Origin of the sequence: Streptomyces sp. R-74717, assembly GCF_047305335.1 — a bacterium.
GTDB classification, from domain to species: domain Bacteria; phylum Actinomycetota; class Actinomycetes; order Streptomycetales; family Streptomycetaceae; genus Streptomyces; species Streptomyces atratus.
Genome location: NZ_CP102361.1, coordinates 4372107 through 4394603, shown reverse-complemented (window position 1 = coordinate 4394603; position 22497 = coordinate 4372107). Strand labels below are relative to the sequence as shown.

The window sequence follows — 22497 nt, the reverse complement described above, 5'->3', positions numbered from 1 at the left end:
CGGAGAAGTCGGTGTGCGCCGGGTCACGTTCGAGTTCAATGGTCTGACGTGCGGTAATGCCGGATACGTCCTGCGGGGGGTACGGGATGAGTGCGTCCACGAGCAGTGGGACGACCGACGCGCTCGGGCCCGAAGAGGGTCCGAGGGCAGGGCCCGGGGCCGAGCTGCTTGCGGCGCTGCTCGACGGGATGGATGCGGCGCTGTGCGCGTTCGACGCGGACGGCACGATCACCCACTGGAACCGTGAGGCCGAGCGGATTCTGGGCTGGTCCGCCGAGGAGGCCGTGGGCCGGCCCGGGTTTGCCGGGTGGGCGGTGCGGCGGGCGGATGCGGGGGAGGTGCAGGAGCGGCTGATGGCGGCCATGGACGGTGCCGGCCGCCGGGTGCATGAGTTCGCGCTGCTGCGCAAGGACGGTGGGCGGGTGCTCGTGCGGACGCAGTCGGCGGGGGTCCGGGGTGCGGACGGGAAGCCGGCCGGGGTGTACTGCGCGTTCGGGGAGGTCCATGCGCAGATCGATCTGGAGCGGTCGATCGCGCTGAGCGAGGCGCTGTTCGAGGACGCGTCGTGGGGTGTGGTGCTCGTCGACGCCGATATGCGCCCGACGGTCGTCAACGCGCACGCGGCACGGGCGCTGGGCGGCGGGCGTACGACGCTGCTGGGGCGCCCGCTGGGGGAGTTGATCGTGCAGGGCGTCGAGGATCTGGAGGGCGCCCTGCAGCACGTACTCGCCGAGGGCGCGCCACCGGCGCTCGCCGAGCTGTGGGTGACGTTACGGGCGGCGGAGGGGGATGGGCGGCGTTGCTGGCGCAGTGGCTTTCTGCGGCTGGCGTCGCCACTCGCGGAGGAGCCGGTTCCGTTGGGGGTCGGCTGGCTGTTCCAGGACGTGACCACGGAGAAGCTGGCAGCGCAGGAGGCGGACCGGGTGCGGTTCCGCTCGAACCAGTTGCACCGGGCGTCGCGGTCGGCGTCCGAGTGCGAGGACCCGATGGAGGCGGCGATGTCCTATCTGGACTATGCGCTCGCGGGCTTCGCCGACCATGCGCTGGTCGACCTGGTGGCGGGGGAGCGGCTGGTGCGAGTGGCGGCGACCCCGTCCGGTGAGCCGGGTCCGTGCCTGCCGGTGGCCGGCGGCGGTATTCCGCTGCGGTACGCGGCGGGGCACCCGGCTCTTCAGGCGGTGGACCGTACGGGTTCGGTACGGGCCGGCGCGGGGGCGGGGCCCGGGGCCGGGGTGTGGGCGGCCGAACGGCAGTGGCCGGGGGATGCGGTGCACGCGCTGTGCGCGGTGCTGCGGAGCAGGGGGCGGACGCTGGGCGTGGTGACGTTTCTGCGCTCCGCCCATCGCACGGCCTTCGAGCGCCCCGACGCGGCGTACGCGGAGACGGTGGCGGCCCGGGTCGCGGGGGCGGTCGACCTGGCGCAGGTGACGAAGCGGCCGTAGGCGACGCGGTCCGGCCAGGGGTGTGCCAGGCCCCGTCGTGGAGCCCGGCACCGCCCCCGGCCGGGGCCCGTCCTCACGCCGCGTGCAGCGCCAGCGTCGGTGAGAGACGGGACGCCCGCACCGCCGGGTAGAGGCCCGCGATCGTGCCGATCACCAGCGTCGCGCCGAAGCCGCCGCCGACCGCCCACGGTGGCACCACCCAGGGCAGTCCGCCGGAGTACGCGTACACCCCGGTCGCCGCCGCGCCGAGCGCCACGCCCGCCAGGCCGCCCAGGCCGGAGAGCATCAGCGACTCCGTGACGAACTGGATGCGGATCTGGCCCCGGGTCGCGCCGAGCGAGCGGCGCAGCCCGATCTCGTACCGCCGCTCCAGCACCGAGATGATCATGGTGTTGGCGACCCCGACGCCGCCGACGAGCAGCGCGATGCCGCCCAGGCCCAGCAGCAGGCTGCTGAACGCCCCCTCGGTCGCCGCCTTCGCCCGGAGCGCCGACGACGGGTCGGTGACCTTCACGTTCTGCGGGTTCTGCGGGTCGACCGTCGCTGCCATGACCTTGCGCACGTCCTGCACCGCCGCGTCGGCCGAGCGCTCGTACACCGACGTCGGGTGGCCCTCGAAGCCCAGCAGGCGCTTCGCACCCTCCCAGCCGACCAGTGCGGAGCGTTCGATCTCCGGGGCGAGTGGCAGCGGGGCGAGGATGCCGACCACGGTGAAGTACCGGTCGCCGATCCACACCTGCCGGCCCGGAGCGGTGATGCCGAGACGCTCCGCGGAGACATGGCCGAGCACGACGGAGGGGTAGCGTCCGGTCGCGTTGTTGAGCCAGCTGCCGCTGCGGACCTCGCCGCGCAGCACCCGCAGCAGGTCGCCGGTGGTCGCCTTGACGGTGATCCCGCCCGTATCGTCCTTGTCGATCTTCTCGTTGCGGCGTGCGGTCGCGTCGAGGTCGGCGGTCGCGCCCACATCCTGGACGCCCTTGATCCGGCCCACCATCCCGACCGCGTCCTCGGGCAGCTTGACGTCCTGCCCGGCGAACATCGAATCGCCGGGGGAGGCCACGAGCAGGTTGGTGCCCAGCTTGTCGAGCTCCCGGAGCAGCTGGGCCTGGCTGGAGGCGGAGATGCCCACCACCGAGATCATCGTCGCGATGCCGATGGCGATGCCCAGGGCGGAGAGCACGACCCGCATCGGCCGGCTGCGCAGCCCCGCCGAGCCGACGTGCAGCACGTCCCGGGGGCCGAGCCGGGCCGCTTTCAGCCGCCCCCGGCCCCGGCCGCCGGCGTCGCGGTCCGCGCGCCGCGCCCTCACTGGTCCGCTCCCGTCGCGGCGGGGGAGCGGCCGTTCCCGGAGCCGTCGCGCACATCCGTAGATGGATCGCGCACGCCCGTGGACGGATCGCGTACGTCCGTAGACGGATCGCGTACGTCCGCGGACGGATTGCGTACGTCCGCGACCACCTGGCCGTCCCGGATGCGCACCTCGCGCGGCAGGTCCCGGGCGATCTCGGTGTCGTGCGTGATGACCGCGATGGTGGCGCCCTCCCGGTTGAGGTCGCGCAGCAGCTTCATCACCGCTTTCCCGGACGCCGAGTCGAGCGCCCCGGTCGGTTCGTCGGCCAGCAGCAGCGCGGGTTCCCCCACGACGGCCCGCGCGATGGCGACCCGCTGTTTCTGTCCGCCGGAGAGCTGGTGCGGCTTGTGGTCGAGGCGGTCGGCGAGCCCGACCCGCTCCAGCGCGTCGGCGGCCCTGCGGCGGCGTACGGCACGGGACAGGCCCGAGTACAGCAGGCCCTCCGCGACGTTGTCGCGGGCGCTGACACCCGGCACCAGGTGGAACGCCTGGAAGACGAAGCCGACGTGCTGGGCACGCAGCGCGGAGAGCCTGCGGTCGGAGAGCGCCGCCACGTCGTGCCCCGCGATGTGGACGGACCCGGCGGTGGGGCGGTCCAGGGTGCCGATGATGTGCAGCAGCGTGGACTTGCCGGAGCCGGACGGGCCGACGATGCCGAGGAGTTCGCCCTCTTCGACGGTGAGGTCCACCCCACGCAGGGCGGCGACCGGGCCCGGGTACTCCTTGGTGACGCCCCTGAGGCCGACGACCGTGTTCATATCTTCGGCACCCCGACCTTCATGCCCTCGCGCAGCCCGCCGCCGGACACCTCGACCCGGCCCTCGGCGAACATGCCGAGCTCGACCTTCACGTCGCGGACCGCGCCGTCCTGGACGACCTGGAGGCCGAAGCCGCCGCCGGGCAGCGCGAGCAGCGCGTTCACCGGGACGCTGAGGACGTCCTTGCGCAGCTCGCCGGTCAGGTTCACCGTGACCGGCGACTGGTCGAAGCCGCCGACCTTGTCCGGCTTGTCGAAGGAGACGGTCAGGGTGACCTTGGGGCTGTTGTCCTGCGGGTCCTTGCCGGGCTTCGCCGTCCGGCCGACGGAGGAGACCGACCCGGCCGCGCTGCTGCCGTCCGGCAGCTCGACGGTGACCTTGGTGCCCGCCTTGGCGAGCTGGCTCTCGGCGACGTCGAGCTCGAACGTCACGATGCGCTCGGAGCCGGTCGTGGTGAGGACCGGAGCGCCGGGCTGGGCCAGTTCGCCGACGGCCGCCTCGACGCTCTTGATCCGGACCTTCCCCGGGGCGAAGGCGATGTCCTGCGGCCCCACCGTTCCGGTCCGCTTGCTGTCGTGGGACTTCTGCCAGCGCTTGACGGCGGCCGCGGTCAGCTCGGTGTACTCGTCGTCCGGGGTGAAGCCGGTGTAGCCGAGCTCTACGAGATTGCGCTCCAGCTGCTCCACGTCCCGGCCCCGGTCGCCCGGCTTCAGCGTCCGGTACATCGGCCCCGAGCCGTACATCAGCCACACCGCCCGGCCGTCGACCTCGTACAGCCGCTCGTTCCGCTGGACGGTCGAGCCGGTGCGCGGGGTCCAGGTCATGGTGCCCGCCACGCCCGCGTTGACCTTGCGCTGCTTGTCGTAACCGAGCGTCCCGTCCGCCTGGGCGCTGTCGCGCAGGTCGCCGCGCTCGACCGCGGCGGTGGCCGGGGGCAGCCCGGTGTTCTTCGGGCCGCCCGTCTCCTCGGCGGAGCCGAACTGGGTGAGAGCCAGTGACCCGGCCGCCACGGCGAGCACCGCCGCAGCGGCCACCATGGCCCGTCCGCGCCTCACCGCCCGACGCTTTCGCACGCCGTGTTGGCCTTCTCGAATTTCTTCATGTCCTTCGGCTTCATCGCGGGCGCCGCCTGCATTCCCCCGCCGTCGAACTTCGGGTCGGGCATGTCGAAGCCGTTCTTGCGCATGCACCGGGCGAAGGCGACCGCCTTGTCCTTCTCGGCCTGGGTGAGCTCCTTGGGCCCGCCGCCGACCGCCTTGTCCTGGCAGGCATTGAACGCCTTCTCCATCTCCTTCTGGCTCTTGCCGCCGCCGTCGACGGTTATTCCGTGGCTGTTCTCGCCCGGCTTCGGCTCCGGGACGTCCAGGCCCTGCTCCCGCAGGCACTTGCGGTGCTCCAGGGCCTGGTCCTCGTCCGTCTTCTTGGTGTCCGAAGCAGATCCGGCGCTCTTGGTTCCGCTTCCGCTTCCGCCCCCGTCGCCCGAGCAGGCGGTGGCCGACAGGGCGACGGCGACGGCGATCAGGCAGGCGGCGACGCCGCGACTTTGTGCGCGGGAGGTGGTCCGGCGGGAAATGATCGGGTTCATGAGGGCTCCTCGTCCGTTGCTGACAGGCCGGGTACGAACGGCTTGAGCGTGCGCGAGGACGCGGTTTCGTTTCTCTCAGCCCGGATGTTTACACCGACGAAACGTCGCTTTGGGTTACACAGGACCCATGCGTGTGCTGGTGGTGGAGGACGAGGAATTCCTGGCCGGGATGATCGCCGAGGGGCTGCGCCGCGACGCCGTCGCGGTGGACATCGCCTCCGACGGCCGGGCGGCGCTGGACCGGCTTCGGTTCGGCGCGTACGACGTGATGATCCTCGACCGCGATCTGCCGGGGCTGCACGGCGACGAGGTGTGCCGGCGGGTCGTCGGCATGCGCCTGCTGACCCGGATCCTGATGCTCACCGCGTCCGGGACGGTACGGGACCGGGTGGCCGGCCTCGGGCTCGGCGCCGACGACTACCTGACCAAGCCGTTCGCGTACGACGAACTCCTCGCCCGGGTCCTGGCGCTCGGCCGCCGTGCCCGCCCCGCTCTCCCGCCGGTCCTTCAACGGGCCGGGCTGACGCTGGACACCGCCCGCCGCCAGGTCTGCCGCGACGGCCGCTACCTCTCGCTCTCCCGCAAGGAGTTCGCCGTGCTGGAGACCCTGCTGCGGGCCGAGGGCGCGGTCGTCAGCGGCGACGACCTGATCGAGGAGGTGTGGGAGGAGGACACCAGCTACCGCACCAACGCGGTCCGGGTCACCCTGTCCAAGCTCCGCGCCAAACTGGGCGCGCCTCCGGTGATCGAGACGGTCCCGGGGGCCGGCTACCGCATCGGGGACGGCCTCGCTGACGGGCCGGGGGACCACGGCCCCGCGACCGGACCGGTGGGCGGCGACGCGACCGGATCGGTGAACGGGTCGGCGGACCAGCCGGACGACGGCTCCGCGAACCGGCCGACGGAGGGCCGGTGAGCAGCGAGCGTGCCCGGCTCACCGCGCTGTACGGCGGACTGCTGGTGCTGGCCGGCGCCCTGCTGGTGGGGCTGGTCTACCTGCTGGTCAGCGAGGGCCTCTACGCCAGTGTGCTGACCGCGGTGGCCCCGGCGGTCCCCGCCGGGGCCACCGCCCCCGCCGTCAGGTCGGGCTTGGCCACCGCGCCCGCGCTGCCGTCGTCGGACTGGGCGCAGACCGTGGTCATGCAACCCGGGCAGTACGCGGTGGCGCAGAGGGTCAGCACCGCCGCCGGAGATGCCGCGCTCAGCCAGCTGCTGACGGTCTCCGGGATCTCCCTCGCCGTCTACTCGGCGCTCTCCGTCGCGCTCGCCTGGTGGATGGCGGGCCGGGTGCTGCGGCCGGTCGGCGTCATCACCGCCCGCGCCCGCCGGCTCTCCGGCAGCAACCTGCACGAACGCCTCGCGCTGAAGGCCCCGCCCGGCGAGCTCAAGGAACTGGCCGACACCTTCGACGGGATGCTCGACCGGATCGAGGCGCTGGTCGCCGCCAGGCAGCGGTTCGCCGCCAACGCCGCCCACGAGCTGCGCACCCCGCTCGCCGTGCAGCGGGCCGCAGCCGAGATCGGCCTCGCCGACGACCCGCCGCCCGAAAAGGTCGCCTGGATCCGGGACAAGCTCATCGACACCGCCGCCGACAGCGAGCAGCTCATCGAGGGACTGCTGCTCCTCGCGGTCTGTGACGAGGGCCTGCGACGGCGCGAACGGGTCGGCCTGGACGCGACCGCGGCCACGGTGACCGAGGCGCTGGAGGCGGAGGTGAAGGAACGGTCCATCACCGTCGAGGCGGAGACCCGGCCGGTGTCGGTCGAGGGCGACCCGGTCCTGCTGGACCACCTCGTGCACAACCTGGTCGCCAACGCGCTGCGACACAACCACCCCGGCGGGACGGTACGGGTCCGGGTGGGGCCGGGCGGTCTGGAGGTCGCCAACACCGGGCCGGTGGTGGACCCGGCGACCGTGCCGCTGCTGTTCGAGCCGTTCCGCCGGGCGCAGGCCCGCCGCCACGCTCCCGGTGAGGGGGCCGGTCTGGGGCTCTCCATCGTGGCGTCGATCGCGAGGGCGCACGGCGGCGAGGCGAGTGCGACGGCGAACCCGGGCGGCGGACTGACGGTCCGGGTCGTGCTGCCGACGTGCCCGTAGCGGGACGGCCGGCGGCCCGGCGCGATCAGTGGCGGTAGAAGATCCGGTCCCGGTACTCCGTCATGACGCGCCCGTTCCACTCGTGACCGCCGTCGACGTTCCCCGACCGCAGCATCGGCGGCTCGACCCCCCGCGCCACGAGCTGCTCCACCGCGGCGGCCATCATCGCCTGCATCACCGCACTGGTGACGACCGTCGACGCGGGTGCGAACGGCGCCTCGACCCCCTCGGCGGTCAGCTCCGCGTCGCCGATGGAGATCTTGCTGTCGAGCACGATGTCGCAGTGGTCCCGCAGGAAGCTGTCCGAGCTGTGCCGGGACCGGGTGCCGTCCGCGTACGCCACCGAGGTGACGCCGATGACCTTCAGGCCGAGCGCCCGCGCATTCATCGCCATCTCCACCGGAAGCGCGTTGCGCCCGGAGAGTGAGATGATCACGAGGACGTCGCCCGCCTTTGCGGGGCTGGAGTCGAGCACCGCGCCCGCCAGCCCGTCGACCCTCTCCAGTGCCGAGCCGAGGGGCGCCGGCATGACGTCGACGCCGACGCTCCCGGGCACGGCCAGCAGGTTCATCAGGGCGAGTCCGCCCGCTCGGTAGACGACGTCCTGCGCGGCGAGCGAGGAGTGCCCGGCGCCGAAGGCGAAGAGCCTGCCGCCCGCGGCGACGGTGTCGGCGATCGCCGCACCGGCGGCCGCGATGTTGCCGGACTCCTCGTCGCGTACGCGCTCCAGCAGGCCGATCGCTGCATCGAAGAACTGACCGGCCAGCTTGCTGTCGCTCATCGAGGAGGCCCTTTCCGGCGGGGAGAAATTGTTCGTGGGGTGTCCGTGCCGCGGATCACGTTGCGGTCTGGACCAGTGGCCTGTCAATAGTGCCCACGCTGCTCCGCTGCACAGCGTTCGGTCGGCTCGGCACGGTTGTCGGCGGTATGCGTCAGAATTGGGTCAGGGCCAGCGCACAGCGCTTACGACGTTTTCCTGTCACAGCATCGAGGGGCACGAATGTCCGGACTGATCGACACCACGGAGATGTATCTCCGCACCATCCTCGAACTCGAAGAGGAAGGCGTGGTCCCCATGCGCGCCCGGATTGCGGAACGGCTGGACCAGAGCGGTCCGACGGTCAGCCAGACGGTGGCGCGCATGGAGCGCGACGGCCTGGTGCAGGTCGCGGGCGACCGCCACCTGGAGCTGACCGACGAGGGGCGCCGCCTCGCGACCCGCGTCATGCGCAAGCACCGGCTCGCCGAGTGCCTGCTCGTCGACGTGATCGGCCTGGAGTGGGAGCAGGTCCATGCCGAGGCGTGCCGCTGGGAGCATGTGATGAGCGAGGCCGTGGAGCGGCGGGTGCTGGAGCTGCTGCGCCACCCGACGGAGTCCCCGTACGGGAATCCGATCCCGGGCCTGGAGGAGCTGGGCGAGAAGGCCGAGGCCGACCCGTTCCTCGACGAGGGCATGGTGAGCCTGTCGGAGCTCGACCCGGGTGCCGAGGGCAAGACGGTGGTCGTGCGCCGGATCGGTGAGCCGATCCAGACGGACGCCCAGTTGATGTACACGCTGCGGCGGGCGGGTGTTCAGCCCGGTTCCGTGGTCAGCGTGACCCAGTCGCCCGGCGGGGTGCTGGTCGGCAGCAGTGGCGAGGCGGCGGAGCTGGACGCCGAGATCGCCTCGCATGTGTTCGTGGCCAAGCGCTGACGGGTGCTGCGACGGGCACCGCTGACAGGCGCCGCTGACAGGCGCCGCCCACCGAGTGCCGACAGGGCACTGAAGCGTGACGTCCGCTTTCCGTTTTTCCGCCCGGAATTGCAGCGCCCGGGCGGATCCCGTGTCAGGCTGTGGCTGAGGCATACCTGAGAGTGTCGGCCACCTGGTCGCACGGTCGGGGAGGGAGCAGGCGCATGCGCCCGTCGTACTGGCGCGTCCGGCATGTCTGGCACGCACACCGGAAGGTCGCTGCCGCGGTCCCGGCCGCCCATGATCCGCGTCCGGCCGCCCATGATCCGCGTCCGGCCGTCCACGATCCGCGCCCGGCCGCCTGCGGGCCGCGCCCGGCCGTCCATGAAGCGCCCGCCGCCCGCGTAGGTGTTTTGGCGCCGGCCGCTCCCCGAACGACCGCTCCCCGAACGGCAGAGGGCCCCGGCGCCTCGCGGCGCCGGGGCCTGCCCTCCCCTGTTTCGACCTGGAGCCCCGAGCTCTCGAGGTCGATCCCCACGGGCCCTCATCCCCGAGTGGCCCGCCTCCCGGAGAAGATCTCCCCTCCGAGGCCGCCGTCAATCCTTGGAGCCGGTCACTCGAACGAGGGGTGTTGGGTGCCGGAACCCGGTTTTCGAATATAGGTTCGATAGTCTGGCGTGACACGACCACACGGTGATCGAGCGGTGATCAAGCGGTGATCGAGGACCAGAAGGGGGTGCCAGAACATATGGTGCGGCGCATCGATGTGACCGGGACCGGCGGCGTACGCCTCGCGGCCTGGGAGTTCGCCGACCCGCCCAAAGGGCGCACGGAGGGCGAACGCGCCCCCGGGGTCTTATTGCTCCACGGTTTGATGGGCCGGGCCTCCCACTGGGCCTCGACCACCCGCTGGCTCGCCGAGCGGCACCGCGCCGTCGGCCTCGACCAGCGAGGGCACGGCCGCAGCGAGAAGCCGGCCGAAGGCCCGTACACCCGTGAGGCGTACGTCGCCGACGCCGAGGCGGCGATCGAACAGCTCGGCCTCGCCCCCGTCACCCTCGTCGGGCATTCGATGGGAGCGCTCACCGCCTGGCAGCTCGCCGCGAAGCGCCCCGATCTCGTCCGGGCCCTGGTCATCTGCGACATGCGGGCCTCCGCGCTCGGGGCGGCCTCGCAGCGGGAGTGGGAGGACTGGTTCAAGTCCTGGCCGGTGCCGTTCGCGACGCTCTCCGACGTACGGAAGTGGTTCGGCGAGGATGACCCCTGGGTGGAGCGGCCCAACCCCGCCCGCGGCGAATTCTTCGCCGAGGTGATGGCCGAGCGGGCCGACGGCTGGCGCCCTGTCTTCTCCCGTCGCCAGATGCTCCAGTCCCGTGCGACGTGGGTGTTCGACGCGCACTGGGAGGAGCTGGGACAGGTACGGTGCCCGGCCCTGGTGCTCCGCGGCCTCGACGGCGAGCTGGGCCGGGCAGAGGCCCAGGAGATGGTCCGCGTACTGCCGCGCGGGCAGTACGCGGAGGTGGCCGACGCCGGCCATCTCGTCCACTACGACCAGCCGGAGGGCTGGCGAGCGGCGGTCGAACCCTTCCTGGAGCAGTTCGCCGAGGACCCCCAGGGCGACCGCGAGCCCGTCTCCCCTTGAGACCGATTAAGACCGACCGGCAAATGGGGGGGCGGCGTCGCGGGGCTGGGCACGCACATCTCCGGCGTTGTCGTCAGTCGACAACTTCCCCAAGCTCTCGGCTTCGCTCGAGCAGGGGAGACCCCATCGCGTTGCCTCCCTCCTCCGCCTTGCAGCTGCACGCACCCAGCCCCGCTCCTTCTCCCACCCCCCATTTGCCGGTCGGTCTGAGACCCACCGGCCCTGCGGAGGAAGCTCTCAGCCCTTGCTGACCGCCGCCAGGATCTCCGGGAGCCGGCTCGCCGTTCGGGGAGCGGCGAGCCGTAGCCCCGCCCAGGAGATCAGCGCCCCGTACCCGGCCCCCGCGGGCAGCAGCAGCCACAGCCACTGCTCCATGTCGGCGACATGCAGCCAGATCGTCACCGCGATCACGGGTGCGCAGAGCAGCGTCGCCGAGATCATGCCGCCGAAGATCGAGATCCAGGCGAGCCCGGCCTGCCCCGGTGCCACGTTCTTGAACGCCCCGTCCTGCGGGATCGAGTACGGGAAGTTCGCCGACGCCACCGCACCCGTCGCCAGCATCGCGCCCAGCATGGCGAACGACAGCCCCATGACCCCAGGCAGCGCCTCCCAGTCGCCGAGCACCGCCGCCGTCACCACTGTCACCACAATCGTGTAAGGCAGCGTGATCAGCAGCAACGCCAGCGCCCGCGCCCGCAGTTCGAGGTACGCGTCCCGGGTGGAGGAGATGGTCAGCGCCACCATCCAGAACGCGGAGGTGTCCTGCCCGAACTGGTTGTACATCTGCATGCCGAGCATTCCGGCGGCGAAGCAGGCGAAGTAGAGGGAGCCGGTGCCCTGCAACGCGTTGAGCATCGGCACGATCAGCCCGATCGCCAGCGCCGTGACCCAGGCGGCCTTGGTCTTCGGGTCGCGTGCGATGTATCGCAGGCTGCGCTCCATCACCGGTCCGGTACGCCCCGCAGGCAGCAGTGCGGAGAGCCTGGAGCCACCCTTGCCGGCCTTCTCGCGGGTCGGCCCGGCGGCGGCGAGGGTCGAACCGTCCGGGGCCGTCATCAGCTTCACCAGGCTCCGCTGCCACAGCCACAACAGCGCGAGCAGCGCCGCCACGGACAGCAGCAGCTGTACGGCGGCCTGCGCGTACGAGCCCTGCGACGCCGAGTCCACCGCCCCGATCGCCGAGGCGGGCGGCAGCCAGCGCACCACGTCCGCGGCCGGTTCGAGCGCGGCGAGACCGCCCGCCTGTCCCAGCCGCTGCGCACCGAAGTTGACGACCTGGAAGCCCACCGCGATCACGAGCCCGCTGAGCACCGCGAGATCGCGGCCCTTGCGTGATGTCAGCAGCCGGGTGTTGGCCGTGGCCACGGCCCGGGTCAGCGCCACGCACAGCAGCAGCGTGAGCGGCGCGGCCACCACGGCGAACACCGCACCGGCCGCCCCCTGCGCCACCGCGATCACCGAGCCGGCCGCCAGACAGAGCGTGAACAGCGGACCGATCCCGACCAGTGACGCCATCAGCAGCGCAGCGATCAGCGGGCGCGGCCGCAACGGCAGCATCACCAGACGGTTCGGGTCGAGGGTTTCGTCACCGCTGGGGAAGAACAGCGGCATCACCGTCCAGCCGACCGCCAGCACCCCGGTCATCAGGATGACGAGGGCGCCGACATGGGCGTGCCCGCGCAGCGCGATCAGTCCGATCAGCTGGCTCGCGGCGATCAGCAGGGTGAAGACGACGGAGGTGATGTACGCGGCCCGCCGGCCGGCCGACTGCCGCAGCCCGTTGCGCAGCAGGGTGAGCTTGAGCCGTACGAAGACGGGGACGAGCCCCTCGCCGCCGCTCGTGCCGTTCCGGCCGGGGGCGGCTCCCACAGGGGCGTCGAGCACGCTCATCGGTCGCCGCCCAGCCAGTCCAGGGACTCGCCGGTGGTCCGGGAGCCCGCGCCGACGAGTTCGAGGAAGGCGTTCTGCAGCGAGGACGCCTCGCCGCGCACCTGGGCCAGGGTGCCCTGGGCCCGGATCGTGCCGGCGGCCATGACCGCCACCCATTCGCAGAGGGACTCCACGAGCTCCATCACATGGCTGGAGAAGACGACGGTCGCCCCCGAGCGGGTGTACCGCTCCAGAACCTCGCGGATGGTCTGCGCCGACACCGGGTCGACGCCCTCGAACGGCTCGTCCAGGAAGAGCACTTCCGGGTTGTGCAGCAGCGCGGCGGCGAGCCCGATCTTCTTCCGCATGCCGGTCGAGTAGTCGACGACCAGCTTGTGCTGGGCGCCCGCCAGATCGAGTACATCGAGCAGCTGGGTGGCCCGTTTGTCGACCTCGGCGCCCGGCAGCCCGCGCAATCTTCCGGTGTACGCGAGGAGTTCGCGCCCCGAGAGGCGTTCGAAGAGCCGCAGCCCCTCCGGGAGCACACCGATCCTGGACTTCACCTCGACCGGGTCGCGCCACACGTCATGGCCGCCGACCTCGATCAGTCCCTGGTCGGGGCGGAGCAGTCCGGTGACCATCGACAGAGTGGTGGTCTTGCCCGCTCCGTTGGGCCCCACCAGGCCGATGAACTTGCCTGCGGGCAGCTCCAGATCGATCCCGGCGACCGCGGTCTGTTCGCCGAACCGCTTCCACAGCCCCTGTACGCGAACGGCGGGCGGCGCCGTCGGCGCTCCGCCCGCCTCTCCCGCTTCCCCCGCCCGCACTGCCCTGTCGGTCTCTGTCCGGTCCCGCATGATCCAAGCCTTTCGGTGTCCCCGTGTATGGGGACAGCCTACGAAAGGGCACCTCAGGCAAGGCGTGCTCGTGCGTCGGCTGCTTCCCTTGCGCAGGCATAGGCGAGCGGGCTGATGAGCTCCTCCGCGTTTGGCAGCCACCGGTTGGCGGACGTGGGACGGCGGGCCCACTGCACCGCCCCGCGTCCGCCGACCCGGGTCGGCGGCCCCGTCACGTAGTGGCCGTCGCCGCGGCCGACGAGGTCGATCGCGGCTGTCCGCCAGCCCAACTTCCGTACCAGATCGTCCACGTCGGCCGCCGTGCCCGGCAGGACGAAGAAGAACATCCGCCGGTCGGGGGTGCGGGTGACGGGCCCGAGCGGTACGTCCATCCGCTCCGTGCGGGCCAGGGCGAGGAAGCCGGCGGACTCCGGTACGTCGATCGCGTCGAAGGTGCGACCGGTGGGCAACAGGATCGACGCCCGGGGGTGCTTGGACCACATCCGGCGGGCCGCGGTACCGCTGCCGGTCGCCCGGCCCGCCCAGTCGGGTCCGGCGGGGTGCGCGCCGGGCGAGGCGCAGCCGGCGTCACCGCACGAGCACCGCTCGGCTCCCTCCGCCGCCTCCAGCCAGGTGCCGGGGCACACGTCCCAGTGCCGCTCGTCCGCGTACCGCACCGCGGCGTCGAGCAGTTGCTCGCTCCGCTGCAGGGGGATCTCCGTGGCTTCCATGACTCCGATGGGCTCTTCGACTCCGATGGGCTCTTCCACGAACAGCACAACTACCGCCCCCACATGGGGTTACGGGCGGGGCGGGCGTGGTCGGGGCTCATCGATCCGGCATGCGGGGCGCATGGATGCATGGGTGGGGGCGCGCGCGAGGCGGTGTCCGATCGGGCGGGTAGCCATTCAGGGGCAACTCCGGAACGGTCGGCCTCTGTCATATGCCGACATGAATGACAAGGAACACGTCGTACGTGACGAACACGATGAATGTGCGCATTTTCCGTGTATTAGCCGGGCAGTGATCCGCTCATCGATCACTGCGGCCTCAGGGGGAAACATGGCAGCCAGGCCTCTCGTCGCCCGCCAGCCGAACGAACGGCTCCAGGCGCTCATTCAGGAAGCCGGATGCTCCAACGCCGGCCTCGCCCGCCGCGTCAACATGGTCGGCGCGGAGCGCGGGCTCGATCTGCGTTACGACAAGACTTCCGTGGCCCGTTGGCTGCGTGGACAGCAACCACGCGGCAGGGCGCCGGGAATCATCGCCGAGGCGCTCGGCCGCAAGCTCGGCCGTACGGTCACGATCGACGAGATCGGCATGGCCAACGGCAAGAATCTGGCGTCCGGCGTCGGCCTGCAGTTCGCCCCGACCGTGATCGGGGCGATCGAGCAGGTCTGTGAGCTGTGGCGCAGCGATGTCGGCCGCCGCGACTTCCTGTCCGGTTCGACGATCGCGTCGTCGGCGCTGGTCGAGCCCAGCCGCGACTGGCTGATCAGCGGCGCCGACCCGCAGGTGGCCCGGGCCGCCGGGGCCCGCGTCGGGACGTCGGACGTGGAGGCGGTACGGGCGATGACCGCCGCGCTCGTCGACCTCGACCACCGGTTCGGCAGCGGACATGTGCGGCCGGTCCTGGTGCACTACCTGAACAGCGTGGCCTCCGGGCTGATCTCGGGGGCGTACCGCGAATCGGTCGGGCGGCAGCTGTTCGCGGCGGTCGCGCGGCTCACCGAACTCGCCGGGTACATGGCGGTCGACACGGGCCAGCCGGGGCTCGCCCAGCGCTACTACATCCAGGCGCTGCGCCTGGCGCAGGCGGCGGGCGACCGGGCGTACGGGGGTTACGTACTGGCCGCGTCGATGAGCCACCTCGCCGCGCAGCTCGGCAATCCGCGGGAGATCGCCCAGCTGGCACGGGCCGCACAGGAGGGCGCGCGCGGGCGTGTCACCCCGAGGGCGGAGGCGATGTTCTACGCGGCGGAGGCGCGCGGGCACGCCCTGCTCGGCGACGCCCGCACCTGCCAGGCGGTGACGGGCCGGGCGTTGACGGCCATGGAGAATGCCGAACCGGGCACCGGGGACGACCCCGACTGGATCGCCCACTTCGACCACGCCTATCTCGCCGACGAGCTGGCGCACTGTCACCGTGACCTCGGACAGGCGGAGGCGGCCGCGCGCCGGGCGAAGGAGTCCCTGGACGGCCACCCGGAGTCCCGGACCCGCCGCCGCGGCATCGGCCTGGTGCTCCTCGCCGCGGCCCAGGTGCAGCTGCGTGAGGTGGAGCAGGCCTGTCACACGGGCACGCGGGCGATGGAGCTGCTGGGGTCGGTGCGCTCCAGCCGGGGAGCGGAGTATCTGGACGATCTGCAGCAGCGACTGATGCCCTACGGGGACGAGCCGGCGGTACGGGAGTTCGGGGCGCGGCTGGAACTCCAGGCGGCGTGACCGGGTCCGACCGGCGGAGTGCGACCGAGCGCCCCTTAACTGCGTCTTGAGAGCGCTGGGTGTTACAGCGCTTGTGAAGGGGTGGTGAGTGACATCACGCGCTTGGCGAAGGGTGGCAACCACCCGATAGCGTGAGCCGACGATTCCGTAGGTTTACACGTAGGAGTCCCGGTGACGCAGAGCGGACAGGGTGACGAGCAGCAGCTCCCTGCTGTACGGCCCGCGCACGAAGGTGTCGTGCTGCCCGCGGGTGGCGGCGAGCCCTGGATACCGGGGGGGCCCGCGGATCAGGGAGCCCCGGCGGGCGGCCAGCCGTGGGGGCAGCCCTGGGGGCCGCAGGCGGCGCACCAGGACGCCTCGTCGCAGCCACAGGCACATGCTCAGGGGCACGGGGCGTACGGGCAGGGGGCGTACGGGCAAGGGCAGTACGGTCAGGGGCAGCCGCCGCAGGCGTACGGACAGCCGAAGGCCCAGCCGCTGCCTCCCGCACAGCCTCAGCAGCCCCAGCAGCCGTACGCGCAGCCGTTGCCGCCCGAGGCCGTGCCCGGCATGGGCATGAGCGGGGACACGGATGCGACGCAGTACATCGCGCCGGTGCCCGCCGGGCCCGCGCCGGGCGGGCTGCCGCCGGAGAGCCCCGCGGAGGCCACCCAGTTCCTCGACCACGGAGCGCCGCAGCCGCAGGCGTACCAGCAGCCCCAGGCGCCTGCGCACGGCGGCGACGCCGAAGCGACCCAGTTCATCCCGCCGGTCCCCGGTGGCGCCCCGTACGGCATCAGGCCCGGGCCCCCCGGCGAGCGGCAGCCTCCCGCCGAGTTCGACAACCTGTTCCGCAACGACGGGCCCGCGGGCGCCACCCAGCAGATGCCCCGGTTCGACCCCGCGCAGCAGCACCAGGGCGCCCATCAGCCCCCACAGCCCCCGCAGCCCCAGTACCAGCCCGTGGACGAGGGTCCGCAGGGGCGGGCCGGGCGGCCCAAGAAGCGGGCCCACGTCACGCTCATCGCTGCGGTCGTCGTCGGCTGCGCCGTCGTCGGCCTCGGCGCGGGCGCGTTGATGAGCGGTGGCGACGACAAGGGTGCGGACAACAAGCAGCCGGTGGCCGCTGCCGGTTCATCCGCCGGCCGGCCCTCCACGCAGGCCGAGGCCGATCCGGCGAAGCCGCAGGCCGAGGCGCTGGACAAGTTGCTGGCCGACAGCAACAACAGCCGTGCCGCGGTCGTCGGGGCCGTCGAGAAGACCAAGAGCTGCACCGACCTGGACCAGGCCGTGACCGATCTGAAGGGCGCTGCCCAGCAGCGCCGTGACCTGGTGACCCGGCTCCAGGGGCTGACCGTCGACAAGCTGCCGGGCCACGAGCGGCTGACCGCCTCCCTCACCAAGGCCTGGCAGGCGTCCGCCGCCGCCGACGAGCACTACGCCGCGTGGGCGGGCCAGGCCAAGGACGGCAAGAAGGTCTGCAAGCACGGCAAGGCCCGTACGACCTCCGAGATGCAGCAGGCCTCTGCGAAGAGCGTGGAGGCGAGCAAGGCGAAGCAGGAGGCGTCGGGGCTGTGGAACTCGATCGCGTCGAAGTACGGGCTGACCCGGCGGGCGGCGACCGACCTCTGACCCGGGGCTCGGTATCAGGCCCCTTTGGCGATTGAGGGGCGATTGAGGAGCGGGGGTCCGGGGGCGCGGCCCCCGGGTACCTCACCCCTTCGCGCTGCTCGCATCCGACAGAGTCTTCGTCACGTCCACGAACCCCTTCTTGTCCGAGACGAGCCGCCCGTCACGCACCACCTGAAACGTCACCCTGGTGTTCACGACGCGCGGATACGCGGACGAGCCGAGCATGTCCTTGAAGTGCCAGCGCAGCACCGGCGTGAGGCCGCCGGTGTCGACCGGGGTGCCGTGGTTGAGGGCGGAGGTGAGCTTCCAGGCGGTGATCTTCGGGGCGTCGATCGCCTTCACGAGTTCGTTCAGCGCGGTGTACGCGATCCACGTGGTCTGGACGCCCGTGTCGTCCGGGTCGATCCGGTTGTCGCCGAAGGCGTGCTTACGGATCACCTCCCGCATCCGGTCCCAGCGGGCGTCGCCCGATTCCGGGTACCAGCCGGTGATGTACGCCCCCTCGAACGGGCTGTTCCGGCCGCCGGTGCTGTCGATCAGCGGCTGCCCGACACTGCCGAGGACGGACGAGATCCCTACGCTCCCGTACGACGGTTCGAGCCGGCGGAAGGAGTCGAAGAACGTCTCCGTACCCTCCCCGAGCACGCTCGTCACACAGCCGCCGCTCGTCCCCGCCGCCCGGAGCGCCCGCCCGGCGGCCTCGTCGTACGAAGTGGCCGACTCCGCCGCCCGGATGTCGGCGGGCTCGGGCCGACGGGCCTCGGTGAGTCCGGTCTTGAGGAGCCAGGCCTGGCTGTCGCCGGCCAGGGTGTCGGGCCGTACCACGGACACCCGCTCGCAACTGCGGGCGAGCTGCTGGGCGTTGCCCGCGAGCAGCGCCGGCTGGCCGCCGTTGACGGGGTAGGAGATGTAGCTGCTGAACTCCTCGCCGGAGGCCCCGTAGCCGCCGATGTAGGGGATTCCGGCGGTCTCCAGCGGTGCCATGAACGAGGACCCGTGCCGGCTGTACGAGCCGACGACCGCCACGGCCTGCTCCTTGACGGCCAGCCGGGCGCAGTTTGCCGCGCCGATCGAGGTGTCCTGCTCGTCGCAGGTGACGAGGCGCAGCTTGTGTCCGTCGAGCCCGCCGCTGCTGTTGGCCCAGCGGGCGTACGTGCGCGCCATGGCGGTCATGCCCGCCATGTTCACCGCGTCCGGTCCGGTGGTGCCGTCCGGAGCCCACGTCACCACGGTGAGGGGCTCCCTGGAGTCCCCCGAAACCCCAGGGAGCGCACCGCAGCCGGTGACCAGCAGCGCCCCGACCGCCGCCGTACTCGTGAGGAGCTTGTAGGGGCGGGGGGAGGTGAGGCGTCGCCGTCCGGTCATGGGCATGAACATTTCCGCCCGTGGGGTAACGCCGCTGTGTGCTCCGTGCAACGCTCGGTGACATCCGGGTGAATTACGGGGGCCGGTGCGGGGAGCCGGGAAGGGAACGTACGATCGACAACCGTGCAGCAAGGTTCGGAGAACACTTCCCGTCGCGGCCGTCGCTCCTCCACCATGGGCGGCATGCCGCTGAATGACATGCCTTGGTGGCGCTGGCGCAGCAACGTGCGCTCGGCGCTGCACATGCTCTCCGACCCCGTCTTCCACCGCGAGTGCTGGCTGGCCGGCCAGGAAGGGTACGGCGACGTCACCGACGCCGTGTACCGCCTGGTCGAGGACACCTGGCTGGACAACTGGTCCGCCGAGAAATATGTCGGGACGATCTTCCGTGACTCCGGCGAGTCCGCTCTCGTCGACGTCGCCGTGCTCCGGGTGCTGCGCATCATGCACCAGGTCGGCGCGGACGCCCCCGTGTCGGCGTATCTGGAGCACCACGGCTGGCCGGAGGCCGTACGGGCCGCCCGCGAGGCCCATGTGCTGCTCGCTACCAACGACGGCGACGACCCGGACACCCCGCCGCGCTCCCTGGATGTGCTCCGCATCATGACCAGGACGGCCTGACAGCGGTCCGGTGTGGCACGCTACGGGGATGACCGCGCCGCAGCCTGCTGAGACCGACCCGGACCAGTACGTCCTCACACTCTCCTGCCCGGACAAAAAGGGCATCGTGCACGCCGTGTCGAGCTATCTCTTCATGACCGGCTGCAATATCGAGGACAGTCAGCAGTTCGGCGACCACGACACGGGTCTGTTCTTCATGCGTGTCCACTTCTCGGCGCACAGCCCGGTGACCGTGGAGAAGCTGCGGGCCAGCTTCGCCGCGATCGGCGACTCCTTCCGGATGGACTGGCAGATCCACCGCTCCTCGGAGCGGATGCGGGTCGTGCTGATGGTCAGCAAGTTCGGGCACTGCCTCAACGACCTGCTGTTCCGCTCCCGGATCGGGGCGCTGCCGGTCGAGATCGCCGCCGTCGTCTCCAACCACACGGACTTCGCCGAGCTCGTCGCCTCGTACGACGTTCCCTTCCGGCACATCCCGGTGACCAAGGAGAACAAGGCCGCCGCGGAGGCGGAGCTGCTGGATCTGGTCCGCGAGGAGAACGTCGAACTGGTCGTCCTCGCCCGCTACATGCAGGTCCTCTCGGACGATCTGTGCAAGCAGCTGAGCGGCCGGATCATCAACATCCACCACTCCTTCCTGCCGAGCTTCAAGGGCGCGAAGCCGTACCACCAGGCGCACGCCCGTGGTGTGAAGCTGATCGGTGCGACGGCGCACTATGTGACGGCCGACCTCGACGAGGGGCCGATCATCGAGCAGGAGGTCGAGCGGGTGGGCCACGGCGTCACGCCGGACCAGCTGGTCGCCATCGGCCGTGATGTGGAGTGCCAGGCGCTGGCACGGGCGGTGAAGTGGCACGCGGAGCGCCGCATTCTGCTCAACGGCCGCCGCACGGTGATCTTCTCGTAGGACGCGGGCCGGGCGGGGACTCTGCGGGCCCGGCCCAGGTCCTGTCGCCAAGCTGCCGTCTGCCGTGCGACGCCTGCACGCACGCTAGAGCCGGCTCAGCGACGCGGCCGCGAACAGCACGTCGCGGATCGCCTCGCGGTCGCCCTCCTGACCGGCCGCGGCCTCCACCGGTGGCACATGCCCGGCCACCAGCTGGCAGAACTCGACGCCGTCCAGCGCGACCTGCGCCACCGCGTGCGCGGGCGAGCCGACCGCGGCCGGGGAGTCCAGCGGGATGTACCAGTCGCCGCCGCCCGAGCCCTCGACCTCCAGATGCAGCGAACGGCCCGGTGAACCGGCCGTCACCAGATGGCGGGCCGGCCCGGCCAGCCCCGACCTGCGGCGCTCGGCAAGAGCCGCCGGAAGGAGCCGGGCCGCCAGGTCGATCATCCGGTTGAGATGGGCTGCCGACGGCGCCTCGTACGGATAGTCCACCGCCTCCGCGATGTCGCCGCCGTGCACCCAGCATTCGAAGGCCCGGTCCAGCAGCGAGTCGTGCATCGGAAGGGCGAAGTCCCCGTAAGAGACGGAGAGTTCGGCTACTTTGCGACCGGCGAAGGACACCGTACGGATGAGGGTGTGGCTCTGCTCGCGCCATGGCCCGCGGATCGTACGGGTGAGTGGCCGCCGGGCTCCCGACCAGTACTTCTCCGTGCGTGCGCCGGGCGAGAGAGGCCAGTCGACGCCCCGGCCCGAGGCGCCGTCGCCGAGCGGTACGTCGATGCCGAGGGCGGTGCCGACCAGCCCGTCGACGGTCATGAGGTGGCCGATGACGCCCGCGACCGTCGTCTTGCGATTGACCGCCCGCTCGCCCTCGAACCACTTCAGCCGCACCGGGGTGTGCCACTCCGAGCCGCCGATGTCACGCAGCAGCGCGTCGAGCCGCGCAGTCTCCGCGTCGTACGGCGCGGCCCAGTCCGGCACCGGGATGTCGGCCGGACGACGGCTCAGACAGGTGTCGATCACCCGGGAACGCAGCGCCGGATCGAGATCCAGGCTGCGGTCGGTCTGCAACAGGCCGACCGCGTCGCGCAGCCGCAGGGCCTCGTCCGCACACCCGGCGCACACGGTCAGGTGTGCCTCGACGGCCTCGGTCTCCTGTGCCGAGCAGGCGGCCAGGGCCCAGGCGCCGAGGAGGGTCTTGAGGACGCGATGGGGCAGCACCGGCGCCGGTGCGGCGGGCGGGCCCGAAGAGCCCGGTGGCGCCACGGCGGATTCCGGTTCCGGTGTCGTCGGTTGCGGGGTCGGCCGCGGCTCCTCGGGCTGGGTCGCGGGCACGGGCGGCGGCAGGGGGAAGGCGTCGAGGTCGAAGTCGTCCGCGGCGGCCCGGGGTCCCGGTATGCGCGGCGCGCTCCGCATCTCGTCGTCGCGTCCGTCCCCCTCGTGTCCGGTCGAGTCGTCGTCACCGGTCACAGCGGCCGCCCGTATCCGGGCGGCGACGACCCCTCCAGCGGGCGGGTGTGCGCGGTGGAGAGCAGCTGCAGCCCCAGCCGCAGCCGGCGGCGGGCCTCGTCCTCGGTGACCCCGAGGTCGGCCGCCGTCTGCCGGTAGTCCCGGCGCTGGATGTACGCGAGCTCCAGCGCGGCCCGCAGCGGGGCGGGCATGGACGCCACGATGTAATCGGCGCGGGCCGCGGCCGTGGCCCGGCGCACCCTCTCCTCCAGATCGGCCCGGGCCGCGGCCCCGGTCTCCTCGTCCGTACCGCCCGGGAGGCTGTCCTCCTCGCGCAGCCGCCGCACGGACTGGCGGTGCGTGAGCCGGGCCACCCAGGACCGCATCGAGCCCTGCTTCGGGTCGTACGCGTTCGGGTTCTCCCACACGTAGCCGAAGACCTCGCGGGTCACCAGATCGGCGGCGGTCTCGTCGTCGAGCATCCGGTGGGCCTGGCTGTGCACGAGCGAGGCGAACCGGTCGTAGAGCTCGCCGAGAGCAGCCGCCTCACCGCGCGCCAGCCGCTGCTGCATCTTGCGGTCCCAGCGGGGTGGTGCGTTCTTCGACATACGACCCCCAGCCCTGTTCCCCTCGTCACATCGAATGTAGTCGGCGGCACCGACGATGCATGCCCTTTACGGCAAGTACGCCCCTGATGAGGCCCGGGATGGTAGGGAATGCGCCATCCACCGACGACGGTCACGGTTGTGTCCTGCCGGGCGGCCGGGTGTTTCATGCGGCTGCGGCGGGGGCAGCCGCGAGGAGGAACGGAAACTTCCGGAACGTCGGAATCCCCGCAACGAGAGGCCCAGTCGCGTGAGGAATT

At 71.9% G+C, this 22497-nt stretch carries 20 protein-coding genes; 9 read left to right on the top strand and 11 right to left on the bottom strand.

The window, feature by feature from the left end:
- The first annotated feature begins 86 nt into the window (after window positions 1-86).
- Window positions 87-1442 (top strand): PAS domain-containing protein, encoded by a 1356-nt coding sequence (locus NRF20_RS19890; RefSeq protein ID WP_398630227.1) that lies wholly within the window; start codon window positions 87-89, stop codon window positions 1440-1442.
- Between the two features lie 73 nt (window positions 1443-1515).
- On the opposite strand, the gene NRF20_RS19885 is transcribed toward NRF20_RS19890, so the two are convergent.
- The 4 genes from NRF20_RS19885 to NRF20_RS19870 are packed head-to-tail and all read right to left on the bottom strand — an operon-like array spanning window position 1516 to window position 5136.
- On the bottom strand, window positions 1516-2751 hold the full coding sequence (locus NRF20_RS19885) for an ABC transporter permease (RefSeq protein ID WP_398630228.1): 1236 nt from the start codon (window positions 2749-2751) through the stop codon (window positions 1516-1518).
- Window positions 2748-3551: an ABC transporter ATP-binding protein gene (locus tag NRF20_RS19880; RefSeq protein WP_398630229.1), complete on the bottom strand. Its 804-nt coding sequence runs from the start codon at window positions 3549-3551 to the stop codon at window positions 2748-2750. The genes NRF20_RS19885 and NRF20_RS19880 overlap by 4 nt, the downstream gene beginning before the upstream one ends.
- A complete protein-coding gene (locus tag NRF20_RS19875) occupies window positions 3548-4588 on the bottom strand; it encodes a peptidoglycan-binding protein (protein WP_413752990.1) in 1041 nt (346 codons plus the stop codon). Before NRF20_RS19875 ends, NRF20_RS19880 begins: the two co-directional genes overlap by 4 nt.
- Window positions 4589-4602: 14 nt before the next feature.
- Window positions 4603-5136 carry a hypothetical protein gene (locus tag NRF20_RS19870; protein WP_413752989.1) on the bottom strand — a complete coding sequence of 178 codons (534 nt, stop codon included), beginning with the start codon at window positions 5134-5136 and terminating at the stop codon, window positions 4603-4605.
- Window positions 5137-5263: 127 nt separating this feature from the next.
- Between NRF20_RS19870 and NRF20_RS19865 the strand changes: the two genes are divergently transcribed.
- Both NRF20_RS19865 and NRF20_RS19860 read left to right on the top strand, forming a co-directional pair.
- Window positions 5264-6052, top strand: a complete 789-nt coding sequence (locus tag NRF20_RS19865) for a response regulator transcription factor (protein WP_398630231.1) — start codon at window positions 5264-5266, stop codon at window positions 6050-6052.
- Window positions 6049-7233: a sensor histidine kinase gene (locus NRF20_RS19860; protein WP_413752988.1), complete on the top strand. Its 1185-nt coding sequence runs from the start codon at window positions 6049-6051 to the stop codon at window positions 7231-7233. The genes NRF20_RS19865 and NRF20_RS19860 overlap by 4 nt, the downstream gene beginning before the upstream one ends.
- Before the next feature lie 25 nt (window positions 7234-7258).
- Here the strand turns inward: NRF20_RS19860 and NRF20_RS19855 are convergent, their stop codons facing one another.
- Entirely contained in the window at window positions 7259-8014 is a 756-nt protein-coding gene (locus NRF20_RS19855) for an SIS domain-containing protein (RefSeq protein WP_266358969.1), read from the bottom strand.
- Between the two features lie 219 nt (window positions 8015-8233).
- On the opposite strand from NRF20_RS19855, the gene NRF20_RS19850 reads away from it, so the two are divergent.
- Window positions 8234-8926 carry a metal-dependent transcriptional regulator gene (locus NRF20_RS19850; protein ID WP_093899867.1) on the top strand — a complete coding sequence of 231 codons (693 nt, stop codon included), beginning with the start codon at window positions 8234-8236 and terminating at the stop codon, window positions 8924-8926.
- Between the two features lie 727 nt (window positions 8927-9653).
- On the top strand, window positions 9654-10547 hold the full coding sequence (locus NRF20_RS19845) for an alpha/beta fold hydrolase (RefSeq protein ID WP_398633384.1): 894 nt from the start codon (window positions 9654-9656) through the stop codon (window positions 10545-10547).
- Window positions 10548-10784: 237 nt separating this feature from the next.
- Here NRF20_RS19845 and NRF20_RS19840 read toward each other — a convergent pair whose 3' ends face one another.
- The 3 genes from NRF20_RS19840 to NRF20_RS19830 are packed head-to-tail and all read right to left on the bottom strand — an operon-like array spanning window position 10785 to window position 13983.
- On the bottom strand, window positions 10785-12437 hold the full coding sequence (locus tag NRF20_RS19840) for a transporter (protein WP_398633327.1): 1653 nt from the start codon (window positions 12435-12437) through the stop codon (window positions 10785-10787).
- Window positions 12434-13273, bottom strand: a complete 840-nt coding sequence (locus NRF20_RS19835; RefSeq protein ID WP_398633328.1) for an ABC transporter ATP-binding protein — start codon at window positions 13271-13273, stop codon at window positions 12434-12436. Before NRF20_RS19835 ends, NRF20_RS19840 begins: the two co-directional genes overlap by 4 nt.
- A 53-nt stretch (window positions 13274-13326) precedes the next feature.
- Entirely contained in the window at window positions 13327-13983 is a 657-nt protein-coding gene (locus NRF20_RS19830) for a bifunctional DNA primase/polymerase (protein WP_266358964.1), read from the bottom strand.
- A 331-nt stretch (window positions 13984-14314) separates the two neighbouring features.
- Here NRF20_RS19830 and NRF20_RS19825 point away from each other — a divergent pair, with 331 nt between their 5' ends.
- Complete coding sequence (locus NRF20_RS19825) at window positions 14315-15697, top strand: transcriptional regulator (RefSeq protein ID WP_398633329.1); 1383 nt, start codon at window positions 14315-14317, stop codon at window positions 15695-15697.
- A 171-nt stretch (window positions 15698-15868) separates the two neighbouring features.
- A complete protein-coding gene (locus tag NRF20_RS19820; RefSeq protein WP_398633330.1) occupies window positions 15869-17308 on the top strand; it encodes a hypothetical protein in 1440 nt (479 codons plus the stop codon).
- An 81-nt stretch (window positions 17309-17389) separates the two neighbouring features.
- Here NRF20_RS19820 and NRF20_RS19815 read toward each other — a convergent pair whose 3' ends face one another.
- Complete coding sequence (locus tag NRF20_RS19815; RefSeq protein WP_398633331.1) at window positions 17390-18673, bottom strand: ABC transporter substrate-binding protein; 1284 nt, start codon at window positions 18671-18673, stop codon at window positions 17390-17392.
- Window positions 18674-18847: 174 nt separating this feature from the next.
- Here NRF20_RS19815 and NRF20_RS19810 point away from each other — a divergent pair, with 174 nt between their 5' ends.
- Together NRF20_RS19810 and purU are read left to right on the top strand one after the other, a co-directional pair.
- Complete coding sequence (locus tag NRF20_RS19810; RefSeq protein WP_398633385.1) at window positions 18848-19294, top strand: SCO4402 family protein; 447 nt, start codon at window positions 18848-18850, stop codon at window positions 19292-19294.
- Between the two features lie 28 nt (window positions 19295-19322).
- On the top strand, window positions 19323-20201 hold the full coding sequence (gene purU / locus NRF20_RS19805) for a formyltetrahydrofolate deformylase (protein WP_266358957.1): 879 nt from the start codon (window positions 19323-19325) through the stop codon (window positions 20199-20201).
- An 84-nt stretch (window positions 20202-20285) separates the two neighbouring features.
- Here purU and NRF20_RS19800 read toward each other — a convergent pair whose 3' ends face one another.
- Both NRF20_RS19800 and NRF20_RS19795 read right to left on the bottom strand, forming a co-directional pair.
- Window positions 20286-21599, bottom strand: a complete 1314-nt coding sequence (locus NRF20_RS19800) for a zf-HC2 domain-containing protein (protein ID WP_398633386.1) — start codon at window positions 21597-21599, stop codon at window positions 20286-20288.
- A 50-nt stretch (window positions 21600-21649) separates the two neighbouring features.
- Entirely contained in the window at window positions 21650-22240 is a 591-nt protein-coding gene (locus tag NRF20_RS19795) for an RNA polymerase sigma factor (protein WP_266358955.1), read from the bottom strand.
- Between the last annotated feature and the right edge of the window lie 257 nt (window positions 22241-22497).

What these genes read in the sequence shown, in the direction of transcription:
- NRF20_RS19890 (WP_398630227.1), top strand. Translation starts at nt 87, where the DNA reads ATGAGTGCGTCCACGAGCAGTGGGACGACCGACGCGCTCGGGCCCGAA.
- NRF20_RS19830 (WP_266358964.1), bottom strand. Translation starts at nt 13,983, where the DNA reads ATGGAAGCCACGGAGATCCCCCTGCAGCGGAGCGAGCAACTGCTCGAC.
- NRF20_RS19815 (WP_398633331.1), bottom strand. Translation starts at nt 18,673, where the DNA reads ATGACCGGACGGCGACGCCTCACCTCCCCCCGCCCCTACAAGCTCCTC.
- purU (WP_266358957.1), top strand. Translation starts at nt 19,323, where the DNA reads ATGACCGCGCCGCAGCCTGCTGAGACCGACCCGGACCAGTACGTCCTC.
- NRF20_RS19850 (WP_093899867.1), top strand. Translation starts at nt 8,234, where the DNA reads ATGTCCGGACTGATCGACACCACGGAGATGTATCTCCGCACCATCCTC.
- NRF20_RS19845 (WP_398633384.1), top strand. Translation starts at nt 9,654, where the DNA reads ATGGTGCGGCGCATCGATGTGACCGGGACCGGCGGCGTACGCCTCGCG.
- NRF20_RS19795 (WP_266358955.1), bottom strand. Translation starts at nt 22,240, where the DNA reads ATGTCGAAGAACGCACCACCCCGCTGGGACCGCAAGATGCAGCAGCGG.
- NRF20_RS19870 (WP_413752989.1), bottom strand. Translation starts at nt 5,136, where the DNA reads ATGAACCCGATCATTTCCCGCCGGACCACCTCCCGCGCACAAAGTCGC.
- NRF20_RS19855 (WP_266358969.1), bottom strand. Translation starts at nt 8,014, where the DNA reads ATGAGCGACAGCAAGCTGGCCGGTCAGTTCTTCGATGCAGCGATCGGC.
- NRF20_RS19810 (WP_398633385.1), top strand. Translation starts at nt 18,848, where the DNA reads ATGGGCGGCATGCCGCTGAATGACATGCCTTGGTGGCGCTGGCGCAGC.
- NRF20_RS19840 (WP_398633327.1), bottom strand. Translation starts at nt 12,437, where the DNA reads ATGAGCGTGCTCGACGCCCCTGTGGGAGCCGCCCCCGGCCGGAACGGC.
- NRF20_RS19875 (WP_413752990.1), bottom strand. Translation starts at nt 4,588, where the DNA reads ATGGTGGCCGCTGCGGCGGTGCTCGCCGTGGCGGCCGGGTCACTGGCT.
- NRF20_RS19800 (WP_398633386.1), bottom strand. Translation starts at nt 21,599, where the DNA reads ATGCGGAGCGCGCCGCGCATACCGGGACCCCGGGCCGCCGCGGACGAC.
- NRF20_RS19865 (WP_398630231.1), top strand. Translation starts at nt 5,264, where the DNA reads ATGCGTGTGCTGGTGGTGGAGGACGAGGAATTCCTGGCCGGGATGATC.
- NRF20_RS19825 (WP_398633329.1), top strand. Translation starts at nt 14,315, where the DNA reads ATGGCAGCCAGGCCTCTCGTCGCCCGCCAGCCGAACGAACGGCTCCAG.
- NRF20_RS19835 (WP_398633328.1), bottom strand. Translation starts at nt 13,273, where the DNA reads ATGCGGGACCGGACAGAGACCGACAGGGCAGTGCGGGCGGGGGAAGCG.
- NRF20_RS19880 (WP_398630229.1), bottom strand. Translation starts at nt 3,551, where the DNA reads ATGAACACGGTCGTCGGCCTCAGGGGCGTCACCAAGGAGTACCCGGGC.